Origin of the sequence: Streptomyces sp. NPDC051243 (assembly GCF_044455405.1) — a bacterium.
Lineage (GTDB): Bacteria > Actinomycetota > Actinomycetes > Streptomycetales > Streptomycetaceae > Streptomyces.
This window is the reverse complement of sequence record NZ_JBITES010000012.1, coordinates 210304-228799: the sequence shown is the minus strand read 5'-3', so window position 1 is coordinate 228799 and position 18496 is coordinate 210304. Positions and strand designations below refer to the sequence as shown.

Below are 18496 nucleotides of genomic sequence, written 5' to 3'. Positions count from 1 at the left end.
CGGCCCAGCCATGTACCCGACTAGGCCCTGTCGTTTGGATCAGGCCGGCTGTGAGGAGCGGCGCCCTTCAGCCGACCCGAGCCGGGGTCGATGGGGGTGCCCCCGCGCGAGCCGGGCGAAGCCGGCTCGAGCGTGGGGGAGTCGGCGAGTGACGACAACGCGGCTGGGGGTACCCCCTGCTCGAAGAGCTTGGGGGAGCGCGTGCCAGGGCCCGCGACGCCGGGATGATCCAAACGACAGGGCCTAGCCCCGGCCCGCGGCGAACGCGAGCGGCGGCGCGATCGCCTGTGCGTCCGCTCCCTCGCCCACCCACAGCCCGATCAGCAGCGCCGCCGTCGCCTCCACGAGCCCGGCCCGGTCCAGTCCCCCGGCGTTCAGGGGTTCGCAGCCCAGGTCGCGCACAAGTCGTCGTACGACGGACAGGGCCGCCTCGTCGTCCCCGCACAGCGGCACCGCCAGCGGGCGGCCGTCGAAGACCGGCGGTGTCATCCGCCAGACGTCGACGTGGCAGAGGTTGAAGGCCTTGACCACGTGCGCGGCGGGCGCGGCGGAGGCGATGCGCTCGGCCGCGGCCGGGCCGCCCGAGGTGAGCAGCCCGAAGCCGGGCCCCACGGGATTCGTGCAGTCGATCAACACCCGCCCGCGCAGGGCCGGTTCGAGCCCGGCGACCACCTCGACCACGGCCGCGTACGGCACCGCCAGCAGCACCGCGTCCGTACCGAACTCAGCGGCCTCGCGCAGCCCGCCCGCCGAGCGGCTCCCGGCGAGCACCTGGTGCCCGGCCCGCCGCCACCGCGAGCCCAGCGCGTCCGACATTTCCCCGGTTCCAAGGATTCCGATTCGCATGTGCAGGACAGTAGGAGACCGCTCGGGCACCATTCGGTATGTGACCACCGACCAGCCCTTCCTAGCCGACTGCCGTGCCCGCCTCGCCTTCGACCTGCTCGCCAACACCTGGAACGCCGTGGTGGTGTGGGCACTGCGGCACGGGCCCGTGCGGCACGGCGAACTGCGGGACCGCATCGGCGGGATCAGCCAGAAAGTGCTGACGGAGACCCTGCGCCGACTGGAGTTCAACGGGCTCGTCGCGCGGCGGGCGTACGGCGGTGCGCCGCCTCGGGTCGAGTACGAACTCACCGAACTGGGCGGGTCGTTGCTCGGCCCCATCGAGGCCTTCGGCTCCTGGGCCTTCGAGCACGGCGACGAGGTGATGGCGGCGCAGGAGCGCGCCGAAAGCCGTCACACGCGGGAGCGTTGAGGCACCGTCGCCGGATCGGCCGGTGTCCCGCGGGTGACGTACTGCGGGACCGGTGCGGTGTCCTTGCCGTTGTCGCGGACCAGGCCGTAGCGGATGGCGCCCTGGTCGGGGCCGGTCAGGACATCCTCGTTCGCCGCCTGCCAGGTCGTCGGGAAGACGGTGATGCCGTAGTCGGCGCCTCGTTCGTTCTGGGTGAGGGTGACCGTGCCGTCGATGTAGAAGTACTCGTTCTGCCACATCTGCTGAGCGCCGTCCGGCAGGACCGTGTAGCCGATGTCCGGGCCGCCCATGCCGGTGACGTAGCCGTTGGAAGCCTCGGACCCGTCCCCGACGACGTCATCCATCCGGCGGCCGCCGCCGGAGGCGACATGGAAGATCTTGCCCTTCAGGCCGGTCCAGGCCGGCATGACGAGCGCGCCGGGCCGTGAGTGCGGCGAGATCTGCCAGCGCACCAGGACATAGCCCTGGCCGCTGAGGGTCACGCTGTCGCCGCGGTGCTGCATCACGGCCTGCCGGCCGCCGGTGCTGGTGATGCCGGATTCGGGGCGGTGCGGGAGGGCCGCGGGCCAGGCGTTCGGGTCCGGGGCCCGGTCGACGGCGTCGACGACCGTGCCGTACAGCTCGACCTTCTTCGTCGCCGACGGGGAGGGCGACGGTGACGACGAGGGGACGGCCGAGGGTGACGCGGACGGGGTGGGCGACGGCGGGCGGGCCGTGCTCGACGTCGTGGGCGCGACCGCGCGCGGCGGGCCGTCCGGCGTCTGGGTGACGACGTACGCGCCGCCCGCGACGAAGGTCGCGCCTGCCGCCACCGTCACGGCTGGCTGGGTGAGGGCCGCCATGACCTTCGCAGACCAGCCGACGGACGTCGCCGTGGCCGTCGCCGCGACCGCCGTCTTGCCGCCGAAGGCCAGGGAGATGGTGAAGCCGACGGGGACCGGGACGAGCGCGATGCCGACGAGGAGGCGTTCGGCCGGTACGACGGACTCGCGGGTGTCGCCGCAGTAGCCGCAGCCCCTGATGTGCCGGGCCAGCCGCTTGCGCCAGACCGAGTCGGGGCGGCCGTTCCAGCGGGCGGTCAGCTCGCGCAGCTCGGGGCAGGCGCCGTCCAGGGCGCGGACGATGCCGCGCGCGGTCTCCAGACGTTCCTTCACCCGCTGGACGCGCACGGCGGCGTGCTGCCGACTGATCCCGGCCGCGGCGGCCAGCTCACGCCGGGTCAGCTCGCCCGCGACCTCCAGCCACCACAGCGACAGCAGTTGCCGGTCCTCGTCGTCCAGCCAGCGCACGGCCTCCGCGACCTCGCGCCGCTGTCCTTCCAACTGCAGCCGCAGCACGGTGAGTTCGGCGAAGTCGGTGGCCTCGTGCGCGGCCGACACGTCGAGCTGGACGGGCTGCCTGCGGCGGGCCCGGTCCCGTATCTGGCGCATGGCGATGGCGACGAGCCAGGAGCGGAAGCTGTCCGGGTCCCGCAGCGAGCCGAGGTTGTCGACGGCACGCATCATGGTCTCCTGGACGACGTCATCGACGTCGGCATGGCCGTTCAGGGCGCGTCCGACCACGTTGTAGACGAGCGGAAGCCAGCCCTCGACGAGCTCGTCCAGCGCATGCCGGTCACCGCCCTGCGCCGCCGCGATGGTGGAGCGCCACTGCCTGCCGGCTGCCTCGTCCACGTACGTCCTCTCCCGGGTCATTTGCTGCCCGCACGCACCATCTCAGCCCGACCTGCACTGTTGGCTATGTCGGAGATCACATTCCGGTTCCGGGACGGGCGAGACATGGGAGGGCTCCGGGGTGTGGGGGATGGGGGGACGCGAGTGGAGACGCGGTGAAGAGGGCGGCGATAACACTTTTTCGGCGGCGGGCGCCCGTAAGGGCGATCCCTGACAACTCCCCTGTCCCGCAGGGCACTTGATCCGGGCTCGCTCAGGGGCCGAGCCCCTCCTCGCCGACGATCCGGCCGGGCCCGTACCGCCCGAAGATGATCAAGCACCACCTTCCACCACCTTCCACGAGCTTCCACCGGATTCCGCCGGCTTCCGCCGACCATCCCGTCGACTTCAGGAGCAGTAGATGCCCGTACGTCCGCTTCCCGCCCTCCTCACCTCCGTGCTGGCGCTCGGCCTCACCGCGCTGCCGCCGGCCGGGACGGCCTCCGCGCGGCCCGCGTCGTCATGGTCGTCGTGCTCCGCGCAGGCCATCGAGGCGGCCCCGAAGGACGGTCCCGACGTCAAGGCTCTGTGCGCCGCGCTCGCCGGGCTGCCCGACAAGGACGCGACGGCCGCGCTGATCCGCGTCGGCGGCAAGGGGAGCTGGCACGGGGCGGCCGGGGTGCGTGACATGAGAACCGGGGCGCCGGCGCTGGAGGGCGCCCGCTTCCGGGCGGGTTCCTCGACGAAGATCGTGACCGCGGCGATCGTGCTGCAACTCGCCGCCGAGGGGCGGATCTCCCTCGACGGCACGGTGCAGCAGTACCTGCCCGGCCTGCTGACGAAGGAGTTCGCGCCCGTCACCGTACGGCACTTGCTGAACTTCACCAGCGGCCTTCAGCCGGGCGCGTCCCTCGGGGAGGACGTCGACGACGGCTACGAGCACCGCTTCGAGACGCTGACCCCCGAGGAGGTGGTGGCCGCGTCGGTCGCCAAGGGTCCCGACCCGGACCACGCACCCGGCGAGCACCAGCGCTACGGCAACATCCACTACACGGTGCTGGGCATGCTGATCGAGAAGGTCACCGGCGACTCCTACGCCCACCAAGCGGCCGTACGGATCTTCCGCCCGCTCGGCATGCGGCACACCTCGTTCCCGGCCGGCCCGGACCCCCGCGTCCACGGGGCACACAACCGCGGCTACGACTGGATCGACGGCAGGCTGGTCGACGTGACCGAGTGGAACATGTCCGACCGGTTCGCGGCCGGTGACATGATCTCGACGACGGCCGATCTGGAGCGGCTGCTGTTCGCCCTGTTCCGCGGCCAGGTCGTGCCCGAGCCGCAACTGAAGGAGATGTTCACGGTCCCGGACGTCGAGGGGGCCACCATGGCCGCCGCGCTGGAGCGTTACGAGCTGAACGGCAAGGTGATCTGGGGCAAGACGGGCGCCCGCCCCGGATATCACACCGTGGTCGCGGCCACCCGCGACCTGTCCCGGACGGTCGTCTACTCCGTCAACTCCACCGACGCGAAGGGCGACGGGCTCGCCATCGCCCAGCGTTTCGCGTTCCCGGCGTTCAACCGCTGACGGCGGCGGCAGCGGCCGGAGGCGCCGACGGTTCGGTCAGCGCCTCCAGCCGCTTGATCCTCTTCCTCACGGCGTACAGCGGGATCATCCCGAAGACACCGAAGGACATGTCGATCACCGACCACCAGAAGGGGATGTCGCGGATCGGCCCGCAGATCAGGGCGAGCGGGACGATGCCGGCGCAGGCGATCATCCCGAACTCGACGACCCAGACGTTGCGGACGGGGTCGCGGTAGGGGCCGTAGAAGGCGACGGCGATGACGAGGTGGGCGAAGGCCAGCCAGTCCGTGCCGTAGAGGAGGAAGGGGTAGTCGGCGTCGGCGGTGTCGAGTCCGTGCCGGACGCGCTCGATCCAGTCCATGAGGCCGGGCAGGTGCTCCGGCACGGACAGGGCGCGCAACAGGTCCTCGGTCCAGCGCAGTTCATGGACGAGGGGGAAGGCCGTGGCGCCGCTGAGGACCAGGCAGACGACGAAGAAGGCCAACCAGACACGGATGCCCTTGAGCAGGGCGGCTCTGTCGCTCATGGGCGTAGCGTACGCCCATGTTGAACACGTTCAAAAGTGTGTCCCGCGCGCTGCTCCGCCCTGACCGCCGCCCTGCGGCAGACGCTGGTCACACACCCGATGCGTCAGCCCTACGATGTCCGCGGCGGACGGAGGATTCATGGGCTGGGACTTCAGCGAGCGGGCCTACCGAGGCCAGCGGTGGGCGGCGCGCACGGCGTTGGCCGCGGCCGGCCTCGCGGTGCTCGTGCCGCTCTTCTACGGCGGCCTCAGCGGCGTGCTGATGCTGGTGGCCGGCGCCGCGGGCCTGGGTCTCAGCGCGGTCGCGGTGTGGTGGACGCTGACCCTGCGCGGCCCGCTGCGCTGGGCGGCGGCCGTCGTGGCCCTGGCCCTGCCGGCCGCCCTCGTCGCGCTGTTCGTGCTGTTCGCGGCCACCCTGTTCTGGGAACTTCTGGCGTCCGTGGCGCTGTGGACGCTGGCCGTGTGGAGCGGCCGGTACGCGCTGCGGGGCACGGGCAGCACGCGGGTGCGGGTCATGCGGGAGCGCAAGGCGGCGCCGCCGCGGCGACCGTACCTGATCATGAACCCGCGCTCGGGCGGCGGCAAGGTGGGCCGCTTCACGCTCAAGGAGAAGGCCGAACGGCTCGGCGCCCACGTCGTTCTCCTCGACCCCGACCAGCACCAGGACGTCACGGCCCTGGCCCGCGAGGCCGTCGCGGAGGGCGCGGACCTGCTGGGCGTCGCGGGCGGTGACGGCACCCAGGCACTGGTCGCGGCCATCGCCGCCGCGTACGACATCCCGTTCCTGGTGATCAGCGCGGGCACCCGCAACCACTTCGCCATGGACCTCGGCCTCGACCGCGACGACCCGTCCAGCTGCCTCGACGCGCTCACCGACGGCGTGGAGCTGCGCGTCGACCTCGGCTACGCGGGCGACCGGCCCTTCGTCAACAACGCGTCCTTCGGGGCGTACGCGGCCATCGTGCAGAGCCCCTCCTACCGCGACGACAAGATCGGCACCAGCCTGGAGCTGCTGCCCGACCTGCTCAGCCGTCAGCAGGGCCCGCGACTGACGGCCCGGGCGGCGGGTACGACGCTCGACGCCCCACACGCCGTGCTGGTCAGCAACAACCCGTACCGCACCGACGACCCCTTCGGGTTCGGCCGCCGTGACCGCCTCGACGCCGGCGTCCTCGGCGTCCTCGGCGTCAGGGTGGACAGCGCGGCCGAGGCCGCCGCACTGATCCTCGACCCCGCGCCGAGCGGCCTCACCATCCTCACCGCGCCCCACGTCGTCATCGAGGCCGACCGCGCGGAGATCGAGGCCGGCATCGACGGCGAGGCCCTCGTGCTGCCCGCCCCGGTCCACTGCCGCATCATCCCCCGCGCCCTGCGCGTGCGCGTCCCCCGCAAGCGCCCCGGCGTCCCGCAGCGCGGCCCCCGCCTGGACTGGCGCCGGTTGCGGAAGCTGGCGGCGACGGTGGGGCGTACGGCGGCGCCCCGGCGGGGGCCGTTCAGCTGACGGTGCCAAACTGCCGGGTGGGGCACGGCATTTGGGCGAGCGCCCCGTCATCGCCGAACTCGCCCGCCTCGACGCCACCGTCGCCGGCACCCACGGCACCCTGAGCCTGCCCGGCCCCTTCTACCAGCCCGGCGACGTCGTCCTCACCCTCGCGGGAAGCGGCACCCGACTGACGTACACCGAACCGCACACCGCCCACGACGCCCTGCACTTCGAGGCCGCGGAGGTGGCCCGCTGCATCACCGCCGGCCGGCTCCAGTCCCCGCTCCGTCCGCTGGACGACTCGCTGACGACGCTCCGAGCTATGGACGAGATCCACCGGCAGTGCGCCATCGCCTTTCCCGGCGAGATGGACGAACGGTTGTGACCCGGCTTTCCCGTGGCCGGCGAAGCAGGCACGGTACCTGTCACTTGGGTACAGCGCCCAGAGTCCGTCTTCTCACCGCAGTTGCTCGGCCAGTCCGACGATGATGCCCTCCGGGCCGCGGAGGTAGCAGAGCAGATGGCTGTCCTCGAACCGGGCGATCTCACCGACGAGTTCGGCGCCGTGAGGGCGCAGGCGGGCAACGGTGTCCTCGATGTCGTCGACGGCGAACATGACGCGGTGCGTGCCCAGAACGTTGTGCGGCCGGTTGCGCGGCCCGGCGCTGATCGCCTCGGGGCTGCGGTACTTCGCCAGCTCGAGCCGGCCGTGACCGTCCGGGGTCCGGACCATCGCGATGTCACAGCGGACGCCGTCCAGTCCGGTGCACTGGTCGGCGAAGAGGCCCTCGACCTCCGTCCTGCCCTCCAGCTCCAAACCGAGTTCCACGAAGAACGCGATGGCGGCATCCAGGTCCTCGACGACGATGCCGACGTTGTCCATCCGCTGAATCGCCATGCCCGTTTCTCCTTCTTCCTCGTACGGCCGGTGATGGCCGCTGCTGTCCCTGATGTCCCTGGGACGGAGTCGGCGGCACGTTCTCGACATCCGCAGACCGCAGGACTCGGAAGGAAAACTGCCAACTGACCGTCCTCGTCACAACTCGACGCGCACGCACCCGCCCTACAACCCCGCCACCGCGTTCCACCGCTTCGCGAACTCCGTCCGCTCCCCGCCCGTGATGTCCCGCGCGATCGCCAGACGCCCCCGCATCGCCGCGTCCGGGAAGATCAGCGGGTCCTCGGCCAGGGCGGCGGTCTCCTCGTCCTTGGCGGAGGCTAGGCCGTGTCCGCAAAGTCCCGCCTGCCCCGCGACGCCTGGCACGCACTCTCGCCGCACCGGGCGAAAGCCCACGTACAACCAGTACGAGGGCTTCCGCCCGGCACGCCGAGAGCACGCACCAGACGCCGCGGGGCCCGCCCTCCGGGCGGACGACGGGACTTTGCGGACACGACCTAGGACGTCCTGGGCGGCCGGGACGGGGCACACGTAGTTGACCCAGGCCGCCAGCTCCGCGGCGACCTCGGGCTCGTAGTAGTAGTCGATCAGGCGCTCGGCGTTGGCCTTGTGGCGGGCCTGGTTGGGGATCATCAGGGACTCCGACCAGAGCTCGGCGCCCTCCTCCGGAACGACGAAGCGGATGTCGGGGTCGTCCGCCTGGAGCTGGATGACGTCACCCGAGTACGCCTGACAGGCCAGTACGTCGCCGCTCGACAGGTCCTTGATGTAGTCGTTGCCGGTGAAGCGGCGGATCTGGCCCTTGCGCACCTGCTCCTCGACCTGGTCGCAGATCGTGTGGAAGTCGTCCGCGGTCCAGCGCGTGATGTCGACGCCGTTGCCCTGCATGAGCAGCGCGAAGGCTTCGTCCAGGCCGGAGAGCAGCGTCACCCGGCCCTTGAGATCGCCGGCCCACAGCTCGGACACGCTGCGTATCTCGCGGCCCAGCCCGCGGCGGTTGTACGCGATACCGGTGATGCCGGACTGCCACGGCACGGTGAACTTCCGGCCCGGGTCGAAGGCCGGTGAACGCAGCTGCGGGTCCAGGTACCGCGTCACGTTCGGCTGCCGCGCGCGGTCCATCTCCTGCACCCAGCCCAGCCGTACGAACCGGGCGCACATCCAGTCGCTGATGACGATGAGATCGCGGCCGGTGCGCTGACGGTTCATCAGGGCGGGGCTGACCTTGCCGAAGAACTCGTCGTTGTCGTTGATCTCCTCGACGTACTCGACGGAGATGCCCGTGCGCTCCTCGAAGGCCTCCAGCGTCGGCCGCCGGGTCTCGTCCGCGTCGTCCGTGTCGATGTACAGCGGCCAGTTGGCCCAGGTCAGCCGCTTGTCGGTGGCGGAGAGATCGGCGGCGGCCCGCTCGCCGGGCGGCACGTGGGCGGCGGGCACTCCACAACTGGCCAGACCGGCCGAGACCGCACCCGCGCCGAGGGTGCGCAGAAGACTCCGGCGGGACAACGAGGAGTTATTCGTCGGCAGGGGCACTGACGCAGCATGCCACCGCGGCAACACCCCCAGGGGCGCGGGGCTGTGCCCGATATGCGACTCCGCCGCGGGTGCGCGACCAGCCCCCACGCACCCGCGGCCGAAGTACTACCCGTCCAGCGACGTCATGACGTGCTTGATCCGCGTGTAGTCATCGAACCCGTACGCCGAAAGGTCCTTGCCGTACCCGGACTTCTTGAACCCACCGTGCGGCATCTCCGCAACCAGCGGAATGTGCGTGTTGATCCACACGCACCCGAAGTCCAGCGCCTTGGACATCCGCATCGCCCGCCCGTGGTCCTTCGTCCACACCGACGACGCGAGCGCGTACTCGACACCGTTCGCCCACTCGACGGCCTGCGCCTCGTCGGAGAAGGACTGCACGGTGATGACCGGCCCGAAGACCTCCTTCTGGATGATCTCGTCGTCCTGCTTGACGCCGGAGACGACGGTCGGCGCGAAGAAGTAGCCCTTCTCACCGACCCGCTTGCCACCGGCCTCCACGCGCGCGTGCGCCGGCAGCCGCTCGATGAAGCCCTCGACCTGCTTGAGCTGGTTGGGGTTGTTGAGCGGGCCGAACAGCACGTCCTCGTCGTCCGGCTGGCCGGTCTTGGTGTCGGTGGCCGCCTTCGCGAGCGCCGCGACGAACTCGTCGTGGATGGCCTCGTGGACGAGGACGCGGCAGGCGGCCGTACAGTCCTGCCCGGCGTTGAAGAAGCCCGCGACCGAGATGTCCTCGACGGCCTTGGCGATGTCGGTGTCCTCGAAGACGACGACCGGTGCCTTGCCGCCCAGCTCCAGGTGGACCCGCTTGAGGTCCTTGGACGCGGACTCGGCGACCGACATACCGGCGCGCACCGAGCCGGTGATGGAGGCCATCGCCGGGATCGGGTGCTCGACCATCAGGCGGCCCGTGTCACGGTCACCGGTGATGACGTTGAAGACGCCCTTGGGCAGGATCGAGCCGATGATGTCGGCGATCAGGACGGTCGACGCCGGGGTCGTGTCCGACGGCTTCAGGACGACCGTGTTGCCCGCCGCGATGGCCGGCGCGAACTTCCATACGGCCATCATCATCGGATAGTTCCAGGGCGCGACCTGCGCGCAGACACCGACCGGCTCACGGCGGATGATCGAGGTCATCCCGTCCATGTACTCGGCGGCCGCACGCCCCTCCAACATCCGCGCCGCGCCCGCGAAGAAGCGGATCTGGTCGACCATCGGCGGGATCTCCTCGGACCGCGTGAGCCCGATCGGCTTGCCCGTGTTCTCCACCTCGGCCGCGATGAGCTCCTCGGCCCGCTCCTCGAACGCGTCCGCGATCTTCAGGAGGGCCTTCTGGCGCTCGGCGGGCGTGGTGTCGCGCCAGCCCGGGAAGGCCCTGGCGGCGGCCTCCATCGCGGCGTCGACGTCCGCCTGCCCGGACAGCGGCGCGGTCGCGTACGCCTCGCCCGTCGCGGGGTTGACCACCTCGGTGGTCCGTCCGTCGGCGGCGTCCCGGAACTCACCGTCGATGTAGTTGCGCAGACGACGCAGCTCGGTGCTCACTGCCGGCCTCCTGTCAGGTGTCTCTTAATGCCTCTGGACTGCTTCTGGCTGTCCATTCTCTGAGACACCCACCCTAATCGGCTGACCCACGTTTTCAACACCCCCACTCCCTCCACTTCTGCGAAATCCGCAGGTCTCAGTCACGTAAACAACGAATTTCATCGCCGCGACCTTGCGGAACTGTCGAGACGTCGTGCACAGTGACGTCGTGGCCAGTCGAAGCGCAGAGCACAGGGACTCCCGCGAGTCCAGGAACGGCGGCGGTCCCCAGCTGGACGCCGTCTCCCTCGCCATCATCGAACAACTTCAGGAGGACGGCCGCCGGCCGTACGCCGCGATCGGCAAGGCCGTGGGCCTGTCCGAGGCGGCCGTGCGCCAGCGCGTCCAGAAGCTGCTCGACCAGGGCGTGATGCAGATCGTCGCCGTCACGGACCCGCTCACCGTGGGCTTCCGGCGCCAGGCGATGGTCGGGGTCAACGTCGAGGGCGACGTGGAGTCCGTGGCCGACGCGCTGACCGCCATGTCCGAGTGCGAGTACGTGGTGATGACCGCGGGGTCCTTCGACCTGATGGTGGAGATCGTCTGCGAGGACGACGACCACCTCCTGGAGGTCATCAACAAACGCATCCGGGCCGTACCCGGAGTGCGCTCCACCGAGAGCTTCGTCTACCTCAAGCTCAAGAAGCAGACCTACATGTGGGGAACCCGATAACCGTGAGGACCCGATAACCGTGAGCACCGACACCCCTCAGGACCTCAGCAGGACCGCGTACGACCACTTGTGGATGCACTTCACCCGCATGTCCTCGTACGAGAAGGCGCCCGTCCCCACCATCGTCCGGGGCGAGGGCACCTACATCTACGACGACAAGGGCAAGCGCTACCTCGACGGTCTCGCCGGCCTGTTCGTGGTCCAGGCCGGGCACGGCCGTGTCGAGCTGGCCGAGACCGCCTTCAAGCAGGCGCAGGAGCTGGCGTTCTTCCCGATCTGGTCCTACGCCCACCCGAAGGCGATCGAGCTCGCCGACCGCCTCGCGGACCATGCTCCGGGCGACCTCAACAAGGTCTTCTTCACCACCGGCGGCGGTGAGGCGGTGGAGACCGCCTGGAAACTCGCCAAGCAGTACTTCAAGCTGGTCGGCAAGCCCACCAAGCACAAGGTCATCTCGCGTGCGGTCGCCTACCACGGCACCCCGCAGGGCGCCCTGTCCATCACGGGCCTGCCCGCGCTGAAGGCTCCCTTCGAGCCGCTGGTGCCCGGCGCACACAAGGTCCCGAACACCAACATCTACCGCGCCCCGATCCACGGCGACGACCCGGAGGCCTTCGGCCGCTGGGCCGCCGACCAGATCGAGCAGCAGATCCTCTTCGAGGGCCCGGACACCGTCGCCGCGGTCTTCCTGGAGCCGGTCCAGAACGCGGGCGGCTGCTTCCCGCCCCCGCCCGGCTACTTCCAGCGGGTCCGCGAGATCTGCGACCAGTACGACGTCCTGCTGGTCTCGGACGAGGTCATCTGCGCCTTCGGCCGCCTCGGCACGATGTTCGCCTGCGACAAGTTCGGCTACGTCCCGGACATGATCACCTGCGCCAAGGGCATGACCTCGGGCTACTCCCCCATCGGCGCGTGCATCGTCTCGGACCGCATCGCCGAGCCGTTCTACAAGGGCGACAACACGTTCCTGCACGGCTACACCTTCGGCGGCCACCCGGTGTCGGCCGCGGTGGGCATCGCCAACCTCGACCTGTTCGAGCGCGAGAACCTCAACCAGCACGTCCTCGACAACGAGGCCGCGTTCCGCGCCACGCTGGAGAAGCTCTACGACCTGCCGATCGTCGGCGACGTCCGCGGCAACGGCTTCTTCTACGGCATCGAGCTGGTGAAGGACAAGACGACCAAGGAGTCCTTCGACGCCGAGGAGACCGAGCGCGTCCTGTACGGCTTCCTCTCCAAGAAGCTGTTCGAGAACGGCCTGTACTGCCGTGCCGACGACAGGGGTGACCCGGTCGTCCAGCTCGCGCCGCCGCTGATCTCCAACCAGGAGACGTTCGACGAGATCGAGCAGATCCTGCGCGCGACGCTGTCGGAGGCGTGGACCAAGCTGTGACGTGAGCCGGGCGCGCGCCCGGCTCACGGGGGTGCCAAACGCCCCAGGCGCCCCCGCCGACCGGCGGAAGTCGATCTTCCGTCTGGATGATCAACACCGGCCCCGGAGCCGCCCGTTCGAGTGAGAAACGGCGGCCCGGGGCCGTGTGCTGTCCGGGGTCCGGGTGACCGCTGCCTAGCGTTCCTGTGACCGATCGGCCGAGCCATCGTTCCCCCGCACGGGGGATCAGGTACGGAAACGGATCAGAAGCGAGGTGTACGTCATGGTGGCCCCGCCGGACAACGACGTGCTCTGGGCGCGCGCCCTGCACTTCACCTACAGCGACGGCTCGCCCGCGCTCAGCGGCGTCTCGCTCGGTGTCCAGGAGGGTGAGGTCCTCGCCGTCATCGGTCCGCGCGGGAGCGGCAAGACGACCCTCCTGCAGTGCCTGTCCGGCATGCTCCCGGTACGCCGGGGCGAGGTCTGGTTCAACAGCGTGCCGGTGCACAAGATGGGCCCGCTGGCCCGCGAACGGCTCCGCCGCGACCGCTTCAGCTGGATCGACCCGGCCCCGTCCCTCGTCCCCGAACTCAACGTCTGGGAGAACGCCGCCCTGCCCCTGATGCTGCGCGGCACCAGCCGGCGGCGTGCCAAGACGGCAGCGCTGGAGTGGCTGGAGCGCCTGGACGTCGGCAAGGTGGCCCGCAAGCGCCCGCACCAGCTGGTCCAGGCCGAACGCCAGCGCGTCTGCATCGCCCGGGCGCTGGCCCCCTCGCCCACGGTCCTGTTCGCCGACGAGCCGGCGGCCTCCCTGCACCGCACCGACCGCACCCAGGTGCTGCGCACCCTGACGACGGCGGCCCGCTCGCACGGCATCACGGTCGTCCTGGCGAGCTACGAGCCGGACGCGGCGCCCCTCGCGGACCGCAGGCTCACCCTCCTGGACGGACGGCGTGTGAGCACGGTGCAACTGCCCCCGGTCGGCGAGGCGGAAGGCCGGGCCGCGTGCTCGCTCTCCGCCTGACCCTCGGCTCCCAACCCGCCGTGCAGCTGCGGCGCCTGCTGGTGGCGACGGCGTCCGCGGGCACGGGCTTCCTGCTCCTGTGCGCCCTGGGCTATGCCCTGTCCCATCCCGGCGATCCCGGCGCGTCGCTGCTCCGCCTGGCCTGGTGCGTGCCCCCGCTGGCCGCGACGATCCACTTCGCGGTGGCCGTGGCCCGCACCGACCCCGGCACCAGGCCCCGCCCCGGCCTCTCGGCGATCGGCCTGGGCCCGGCCCGCCTGATGGCCGTCTCGGCGACGACCACGGCCCTGTCCTGCACCCTCGGCTCGATGGTGGCCCTGCTGTTCTTCCTCCACCTCCGAGGCGACCTGACGGGCATGCCCTTCGACGGCGCGGCCGCGGAATTCCTCGCGGCGGACACCCACCTACCGGTGCCGGCCACCCTGACCCTCCTCACCCCGGCACCGGCGATCGCCTCCCTGACGGTGGCGTTCACCCTCCGCCCCAAGGAACAGCGCACGAACGCACAGGGCGCGGGGAGGCCGTACGGCCGCTTCGGGGCGTACGGCAGGGCGGTGGCACGGGAGACGTTCGGCGCTTATGGGAGGTTCGGGGCTCATTTGAGGCGGGCCGAAAGAGGCGGCCCGGCTGCGGCGGGCACCAGGGAGGTCGGCGAGGGCAACCACACCGCACCGTCCGCGGACATCCACGCCGCACCGTCTGCGCGGGCAAGCGACCCGACCGCCACGCCAGCCCCCACCCCGGGCAACCCGCCGGCAGACTCGACCGAAGCAGCACTCCCGCCGGCCCCCCGCAAACCCCCCACCGGCCTCCCCTGGGGCATCGCGGTGATCGCCGCAGGCCTGGCCGCGGAGGCCTATGCCGCCCACGCCCCGACCCGCACCACGCTCACCCTGCCCGCCGCCCTCCCCACCGGCCCCGCCGGCGTCCTCCTCGGCTGGCTCCTCACCGCCCTCGGCCTCACCCTCGCCGCCCCCGGCCTCACCCACCTCTGCGGGCGCCTCCTCCAGTCCGCCCGCCCCGGCGCCCTCCGCCTGCTGGCAGGCCGGGTCCTCATGGCGGAAGCCGTCCGCATCGGCCGCCCCCTCGGCATCGTCTGCGCCGCGGCCTCCGGGGCGTACGCCATGGCCACCCTCTCCGGCACCGACGCCGCCACCGCCCTCGGCCCACTCGCCCCCGTCGGCGTCGCCCTGGTCACCGGCTGCACCGTGGCCACCCTCCTGACGGCCGCCCTGGAGGCCAAGCAGGCCCGCGCCGACACCACGGCCGCCCTGCTCCGCCTCGGCGCCCCCACCTCGATGCTGCGCAGCGCGGCCGCCCTGCGCGCCGGCGTCCTGGTGGCGTTCTTCGCCCCGCTCACCCTGATCGTGGCCGAGCTGGCCGCACTGCCCCTGGCGCGCTGACGCCGTACGGAGACGGTCGCCGGAAAGCACCAGCGGCGCCGGGCACGGGGACGGCGGGCGGCGGGCGGCGGGCGAAAAACTCGTACGAGAAAAATCTCTCCGCGGCGATGAGTTCCGCACGACCCCCCGGTCTACCCCACCGAACAGCAGCCACCCCGATGGGAGAGACCACGATGACCGCCCCCGCGTACCAGCAGATGATCTTCGTGAACCTGCCCGTGAACGACCTCGACGCCTCGAAGAAGTTCTTCACGGAGCTCGGTTACTCGATCAACCCGCAGTTCAGCGACGAGAACGCCGCTTCCGTCGTGATCAGCGACACCATCGTCGCGATGCTGCTGACCAGGCCGTTCTACGCGACCTTCACCGACAAGGAGATCGCGGACGCCACGAAGACCAGCGAGGTGCTGGTCTGTCTGAGCGCCGAGAGCCGCGACAAGGTCGACGAACTGGTCGAGAAGGCCGTCGCCGCCGGCGGCACCGCCTCGGAGAAGATCCAGGACATGGGTTTCATGTACGGCCGCGCCTTCGACGACCTCGACGGCCACACCTGGGAGGTCGTCTGGATGGACCCGTCGGCCATCGAGGGCTGACACCCACCACCCGTCGGACGGTGCCTAGCATGGGCGCGTGCAGACGATGCCCGCCCATGCGGCCCACCACAACGACCGTGAGATAGAGACGCTCGAGGAGTTCGACGCGACCGTCGCGGCGCGCGGCAGCCTCGCCGGATTCCGGGTGCAGGCCGTCGACCTGACGGACCGTACGCGCGAACTGCTCGGCACGGACACGGCGGGCGCCGTCTTCCTCGGCTGTCCGATGCGTGAGGAGGCGGCCGCGAAGATCCGCGCGGACGGCGCCCTGGTCTTCCCGCCCGTCCCGGGCCTGCCCTTCGACCCGTACCGCGGCCTGGTCTACTCCCCCGACGAGCTCTTCGCGTCCCTGGCGGACGGCTACGAGGCCACGCCCGACGCGCGCGCGTACGCCTGGTTCCAGCAGACCAAGGCGGACGGCGACATCTACGCCTCCATGCTCCGCGCGGTCCACGACGACTCCGTCTCCGACGCCCTGGACGAACTCCTCGCCGGGGCCCGGGTGGTCGGCGTCATGGGCGGGCACGCGATGCGCCGCGGCACGGAGGCGTACGAGGGTGCCGCGCGCCTCGGCCGGGAGCTGACCCGCGCCGGTTTCACGGTCGCCACCGGCGGCGGCCCGGGTGCGATGGAGGCGGCGAACCTCGGGGCGTACGCCGCCCCGTACGACGACGAGATGCTCGGCGAGGCCGTCCAACTCCTCGCCAAGGCCCCCGGTTTCACACCCTCGATCACCGACTGGGCGGCCGTCGCCTTCGACGTGCGCGCCCGCTGGCCCCGGGGCGGCCGCTCCGTGGGCATCCCGACCTGGTTCTACGGCCACGAGCCGCCGAACCCGTTCGCCTCCCACATCGCCAAGTACTTCGCCAACGCCACCCGCGAGGACGGTCTCCTGGCCCGCTCGAACGCGGGCGTCGTCTTCCTGCCGGGCGCCGCCGGCACCGTACAGGAGATCTTCGACAACGCGACGCCGAACTACTACGAGTCGCGCGGTGAGCCCACCCCGATGATCCTGGTCGACCGCACGCACTGGACGCAGAAGCTGCCGACCTGGCCCCTGCTCCAGTCGCTCGCGCGGGAGCGCTCGATGGAGTCCCGTATCGCCCTGGTCGACCGGATCGAGGAGGTTCCGGAGGCGTTGAAACGTCTCGGGGGTTAATAAGAGAGCAAAGCCAAGGCCTGTGGGCCGCCCACACGTTGACAGTCCTTATGTCACGCTTATAAACCAGTGAGACTCCTGGGGACGGCGATGTCAGATCGCCAACCTCTTCAACACCCCCCTCAGTTGCGCAACTCGTAAGGACAAACGTGTCAAACGTGTCCATAAACCGCCGTACTGTCGCACGTTCCGTGCGCGCTCTCGGTGTCGCCTCCGCCTCGGCGGCGCTCATGCTCGGTCTCGCGGGCAACGCGCTCGCGTGCGACATCAGTGAATTCTCCGCCGAAGCCAAGTGCGACGGCCACAAGGGCGTCATCACGGTCACCGACGTGGACCCCAGCGGGATCCCGGCGACCGTCAGCGTGTACCTGCAGAACAACGGCGCCGACCTGAAGAAGGTCGGCGAGCAGGTGGTCAAGGGCTCCCGCGAGGGTGTCACCATCGCCTTCGAGGAGAACTGGAAGCCGGACGCCGAGTACCGCGTCCACGTCAAGGCCGAGGGCTATGTCGACGAGGACATCAAGCCGAACCTGACGACGCCGTCCACGGCCTGCAAGAAGGAAGAGGAGGAGCCGCCGGCTCCGTCCGACACCCCGACCCCGTCGGAGTCCGCCTCGACCCCCGCCGAGGAGACCGACACCCCGACCCCGACGCCGTCTCAGAGCGAGAGCACCGCCCCCGCGGGCACCGAGAGCAATGCTCCGGCCCCGGCGGACGCCGGTGACTCCAACCTCGCCGAGACCGGCGCGAACTCCAACACCGGCCTGATCGCCGGCATCGCGATCGCGCTCGTGGCGATCGGCGGCGGAGCCGTCTTCTTCGGCATGCGCCGCCGGGGTACGAGCGGCGACCGCTGACCCGCCCGCACAGCAACACCGTTGTGGCCCGCCCCTTCCCGGAGTGTTCGAGGGGCGGGCCACACGCCTGTCAGCCGAACGTCGCCCGTTCGAGCCAGAACTCCAGCAACTCCCGCTCGCCGAGGACCTCCAACTCCGGGCTGTCCAGCGGCAGTCGACGGTAGAAGGCGAGAAGCACGGCGGTGAGGGGGCCACGCAGGGCGACGGTCGCCTTCTCGTGGTCGCGCCGCCAGGTGACGACTTCCCCGGTGAGATCGACGTACCACTCGGCGTTCACCTCGGGGGTGTTGTCCGTGGCGTGCAGATGGATACTGGCCCCCGGCCGCCGCAGTTCCCTCGCCGGATCGTCCGGCAGCGTCCGCTGCGCCCACTCGACGATCTCCAGCCACTCGTCGATCGCGTCGGCCGCCACGTCCGGCGCGACCTCGTAGGGGAGCCCGGCGGCAAGGGTCGCGTCCGCGCGGTGAACGGTGATCTCGTGGGTCATACGGCGGGCCCAGAACCCCGCGGTGGGGACCCCGGCCCACCCCCACATCTTGGCGTCCGGCCCGGCGTCCCGCAGCGCGGCGACGACCATCTCGCCGGTCTTGGCGAGCCAGGCGTCCAGGGCGGCGCGGTCACCCTCGGCCTCGGGACCCTCGGCCTCCGGCACCTCCTCCTCCGGGATCTCCTCCTGCGCCCGCGTCCGCACCATCAGCTCCACCCAGCGCAGGGCGCCGCCCATGTGCCGTACGAGCTGTTCCAGTGACCAGTCCGGGCAGGTGGGCACGGTGGCCGAGAGATCGGCGCCGGAGGTGACGACGGCCCTCAACAGGCCGACTTGGTGGGCGATTTCGTCGCAGTAGCGGTCGTGCGCGAGCAGCGTCATGCCCGCACCCTACGGGCCGCGT

General features: G+C 70.9%; 18 protein-coding genes. 11 read left to right on the top strand and 7 right to left on the bottom strand.

What is annotated here, in order from left to right; translation table 11 throughout:
* Nucleotides 1–243: 243 nt before the first annotated feature.
* Nucleotides 244–846 carry an NADPH-dependent F420 reductase gene (locus ACIBAG_RS30085; RefSeq protein WP_399109251.1) on the bottom strand — a complete coding sequence of 201 codons (603 nt, stop codon included), beginning with the start codon at nucleotides 844–846 and terminating at the stop codon, nucleotides 244–246.
* A gap of 40 nt (nucleotides 847–886) precedes the next feature.
* Here ACIBAG_RS30085 and ACIBAG_RS30080 point away from each other — a divergent pair, with 40 nt between their 5' ends.
* A complete protein-coding gene (locus ACIBAG_RS30080; protein ID WP_399109249.1) occupies nucleotides 887–1258 on the top strand; it encodes a winged helix-turn-helix transcriptional regulator in 372 nt (123 codons plus the stop codon).
* Here ACIBAG_RS30080 and ACIBAG_RS30075 read toward each other — a convergent pair.
* Nucleotides 1240–2952, bottom strand: coding sequence for a sigma-70 family RNA polymerase sigma factor (locus tag ACIBAG_RS30075; protein WP_399109247.1), 1713 nt, complete (start codon nucleotides 2950–2952; stop codon nucleotides 1240–1242). The two genes, ACIBAG_RS30080 and ACIBAG_RS30075, sit on opposite strands and share 19 nt — an antisense overlap.
* Before the next feature lie 379 nt (nucleotides 2953–3331).
* Here ACIBAG_RS30075 and ACIBAG_RS30070 point away from each other — a divergent pair, with 379 nt between their 5' ends.
* The gene (locus tag ACIBAG_RS30070; protein ID WP_399109245.1) at nucleotides 3332–4498 is read left to right on the top strand and encodes a serine hydrolase domain-containing protein; all 1167 of its coding nucleotides are present in this window, start codon (nucleotides 3332–3334) and stop codon (nucleotides 4496–4498) included.
* On the opposite strand, the gene ACIBAG_RS30065 is transcribed toward ACIBAG_RS30070, so the two are convergent.
* The gene (locus ACIBAG_RS30065; protein WP_399109243.1) at nucleotides 4488–5024 is read right to left on the bottom strand and encodes a hypothetical protein; all 537 of its coding nucleotides are present in this window, start codon (nucleotides 5022–5024) and stop codon (nucleotides 4488–4490) included. The genes ACIBAG_RS30070 and ACIBAG_RS30065 overlap by 11 nt on opposite strands.
* Nucleotides 5025–5163: 139 nt before the next feature.
* Between ACIBAG_RS30065 and ACIBAG_RS30060 the strand changes: the two genes are divergently transcribed.
* Together ACIBAG_RS30060 and ACIBAG_RS30055 are read left to right on the top strand one after the other, a co-directional pair.
* On the top strand, nucleotides 5164–6525 hold the full coding sequence (locus ACIBAG_RS30060) for a diacylglycerol/lipid kinase family protein (protein ID WP_399109241.1): 1362 nt from the start codon (nucleotides 5164–5166) through the stop codon (nucleotides 6523–6525).
* 31 nt (nucleotides 6526–6556) lie between these two features.
* Nucleotides 6557–6892, top strand: a complete 336-nt coding sequence (locus tag ACIBAG_RS30055) for a hypothetical protein (RefSeq protein ID WP_399109240.1) — start codon at nucleotides 6557–6559, stop codon at nucleotides 6890–6892.
* Between the two features lie 72 nt (nucleotides 6893–6964).
* Here ACIBAG_RS30055 and ACIBAG_RS30050 read toward each other — a convergent pair whose 3' ends face one another.
* From ACIBAG_RS30050 to ACIBAG_RS30040, 3 genes are all read right to left on the bottom strand, one after another.
* On the bottom strand, nucleotides 6965–7405 hold the full coding sequence (locus ACIBAG_RS30050) for a VOC family protein (RefSeq protein ID WP_399109238.1): 441 nt from the start codon (nucleotides 7403–7405) through the stop codon (nucleotides 6965–6967).
* A 165-nt stretch (nucleotides 7406–7570) separates the two neighbouring features.
* The gene (locus tag ACIBAG_RS30045) at nucleotides 7571–8911 is read right to left on the bottom strand and encodes a spermidine/putrescine ABC transporter substrate-binding protein (protein ID WP_399109427.1); all 1341 of its coding nucleotides are present in this window, start codon (nucleotides 8909–8911) and stop codon (nucleotides 7571–7573) included.
* Between the two features lie 135 nt (nucleotides 8912–9046).
* A complete protein-coding gene (locus ACIBAG_RS30040; RefSeq protein ID WP_399109236.1) occupies nucleotides 9047–10486 on the bottom strand; it encodes a gamma-aminobutyraldehyde dehydrogenase in 1440 nt (479 codons plus the stop codon).
* Between the two features lie 193 nt (nucleotides 10487–10679).
* On the opposite strand from ACIBAG_RS30040, the gene ACIBAG_RS30035 reads away from it, so the two are divergent.
* The 7 genes from ACIBAG_RS30035 to ACIBAG_RS30005 all read left to right on the top strand — a co-directional run bounded on the left by ACIBAG_RS30035 (nucleotide 10680) and on the right by ACIBAG_RS30005 (nucleotide 17606).
* Complete coding sequence (locus tag ACIBAG_RS30035) at nucleotides 10680–11198, top strand: Lrp/AsnC family transcriptional regulator (RefSeq protein WP_031485042.1); 519 nt, start codon at nucleotides 10680–10682, stop codon at nucleotides 11196–11198.
* A gap of 19 nt (nucleotides 11199–11217) precedes the next feature.
* A complete protein-coding gene (locus ACIBAG_RS30030; protein ID WP_399109235.1) occupies nucleotides 11218–12591 on the top strand; it encodes an aspartate aminotransferase family protein in 1374 nt (457 codons plus the stop codon).
* 262 nt (nucleotides 12592–12853) lie between these two features.
* A complete protein-coding gene (locus ACIBAG_RS30025) occupies nucleotides 12854–13594 on the top strand; it encodes an ABC transporter ATP-binding protein (protein ID WP_399109233.1) in 741 nt (246 codons plus the stop codon).
* Nucleotides 13576–14997 carry a hypothetical protein gene (locus tag ACIBAG_RS30020; RefSeq protein ID WP_399109231.1) on the top strand — a complete coding sequence of 474 codons (1422 nt, stop codon included), beginning with the start codon at nucleotides 13576–13578 and terminating at the stop codon, nucleotides 14995–14997. Before ACIBAG_RS30025 ends, ACIBAG_RS30020 begins: the two co-directional genes overlap by 19 nt.
* A gap of 173 nt (nucleotides 14998–15170) precedes the next feature.
* Nucleotides 15171–15590 (top strand): VOC family protein, encoded by a 420-nt coding sequence (locus tag ACIBAG_RS30015; protein ID WP_031485051.1) that lies wholly within the window; start codon nucleotides 15171–15173, stop codon nucleotides 15588–15590.
* Between the two features lie 37 nt (nucleotides 15591–15627).
* Nucleotides 15628–16749 carry an LOG family protein gene (locus ACIBAG_RS30010; RefSeq protein ID WP_399109230.1) on the top strand — a complete coding sequence of 374 codons (1122 nt, stop codon included), beginning with the start codon at nucleotides 15628–15630 and terminating at the stop codon, nucleotides 16747–16749.
* Nucleotides 16750–16940: 191 nt separating this feature from the next.
* A complete protein-coding gene (locus tag ACIBAG_RS30005; RefSeq protein WP_399109228.1) occupies nucleotides 16941–17606 on the top strand; it encodes an LAETG motif-containing sortase-dependent surface protein in 666 nt (221 codons plus the stop codon).
* Nucleotides 17607–17676: 70 nt separating this feature from the next.
* On the opposite strand, the gene ACIBAG_RS30000 is transcribed toward ACIBAG_RS30005, so the two are convergent.
* On the bottom strand, nucleotides 17677–18474 hold the full coding sequence (locus ACIBAG_RS30000) for a maleylpyruvate isomerase family mycothiol-dependent enzyme (RefSeq protein ID WP_399109226.1): 798 nt from the start codon (nucleotides 18472–18474) through the stop codon (nucleotides 17677–17679).
* Nucleotides 18475–18496 lie beyond the last annotated feature (22 nt).

What these genes read in the sequence shown, in the direction of transcription:
- ACIBAG_RS30025 (WP_399109233.1), top strand. Translation starts at nt 12,854, where the DNA reads ATGGTGGCCCCGCCGGACAACGACGTGCTCTGGGCGCGCGCCCTGCAC.
- ACIBAG_RS30060 (WP_399109241.1), top strand. Translation starts at nt 5,164, where the DNA reads ATGGGCTGGGACTTCAGCGAGCGGGCCTACCGAGGCCAGCGGTGGGCG.
- ACIBAG_RS30015 (WP_031485051.1), top strand. Translation starts at nt 15,171, where the DNA reads ATGACCGCCCCCGCGTACCAGCAGATGATCTTCGTGAACCTGCCCGTG.
- ACIBAG_RS30070 (WP_399109245.1), top strand. Translation starts at nt 3,332, where the DNA reads ATGCCCGTACGTCCGCTTCCCGCCCTCCTCACCTCCGTGCTGGCGCTC.
- ACIBAG_RS30075 (WP_399109247.1), bottom strand. Translation starts at nt 2,952, where the DNA reads ATGACCCGGGAGAGGACGTACGTGGACGAGGCAGCCGGCAGGCAGTGG.
- ACIBAG_RS30065 (WP_399109243.1), bottom strand. Translation starts at nt 5,024, where the DNA reads ATGAGCGACAGAGCCGCCCTGCTCAAGGGCATCCGTGTCTGGTTGGCC.
- ACIBAG_RS30085 (WP_399109251.1), bottom strand. Translation starts at nt 846, where the DNA reads ATGCGAATCGGAATCCTTGGAACCGGGGAAATGTCGGACGCGCTGGGC.
- ACIBAG_RS30000 (WP_399109226.1), bottom strand. Translation starts at nt 18,474, where the DNA reads ATGACGCTGCTCGCGCACGACCGCTACTGCGACGAAATCGCCCACCAA.
- ACIBAG_RS30050 (WP_399109238.1), bottom strand. Translation starts at nt 7,405, where the DNA reads ATGGCGATTCAGCGGATGGACAACGTCGGCATCGTCGTCGAGGACCTG.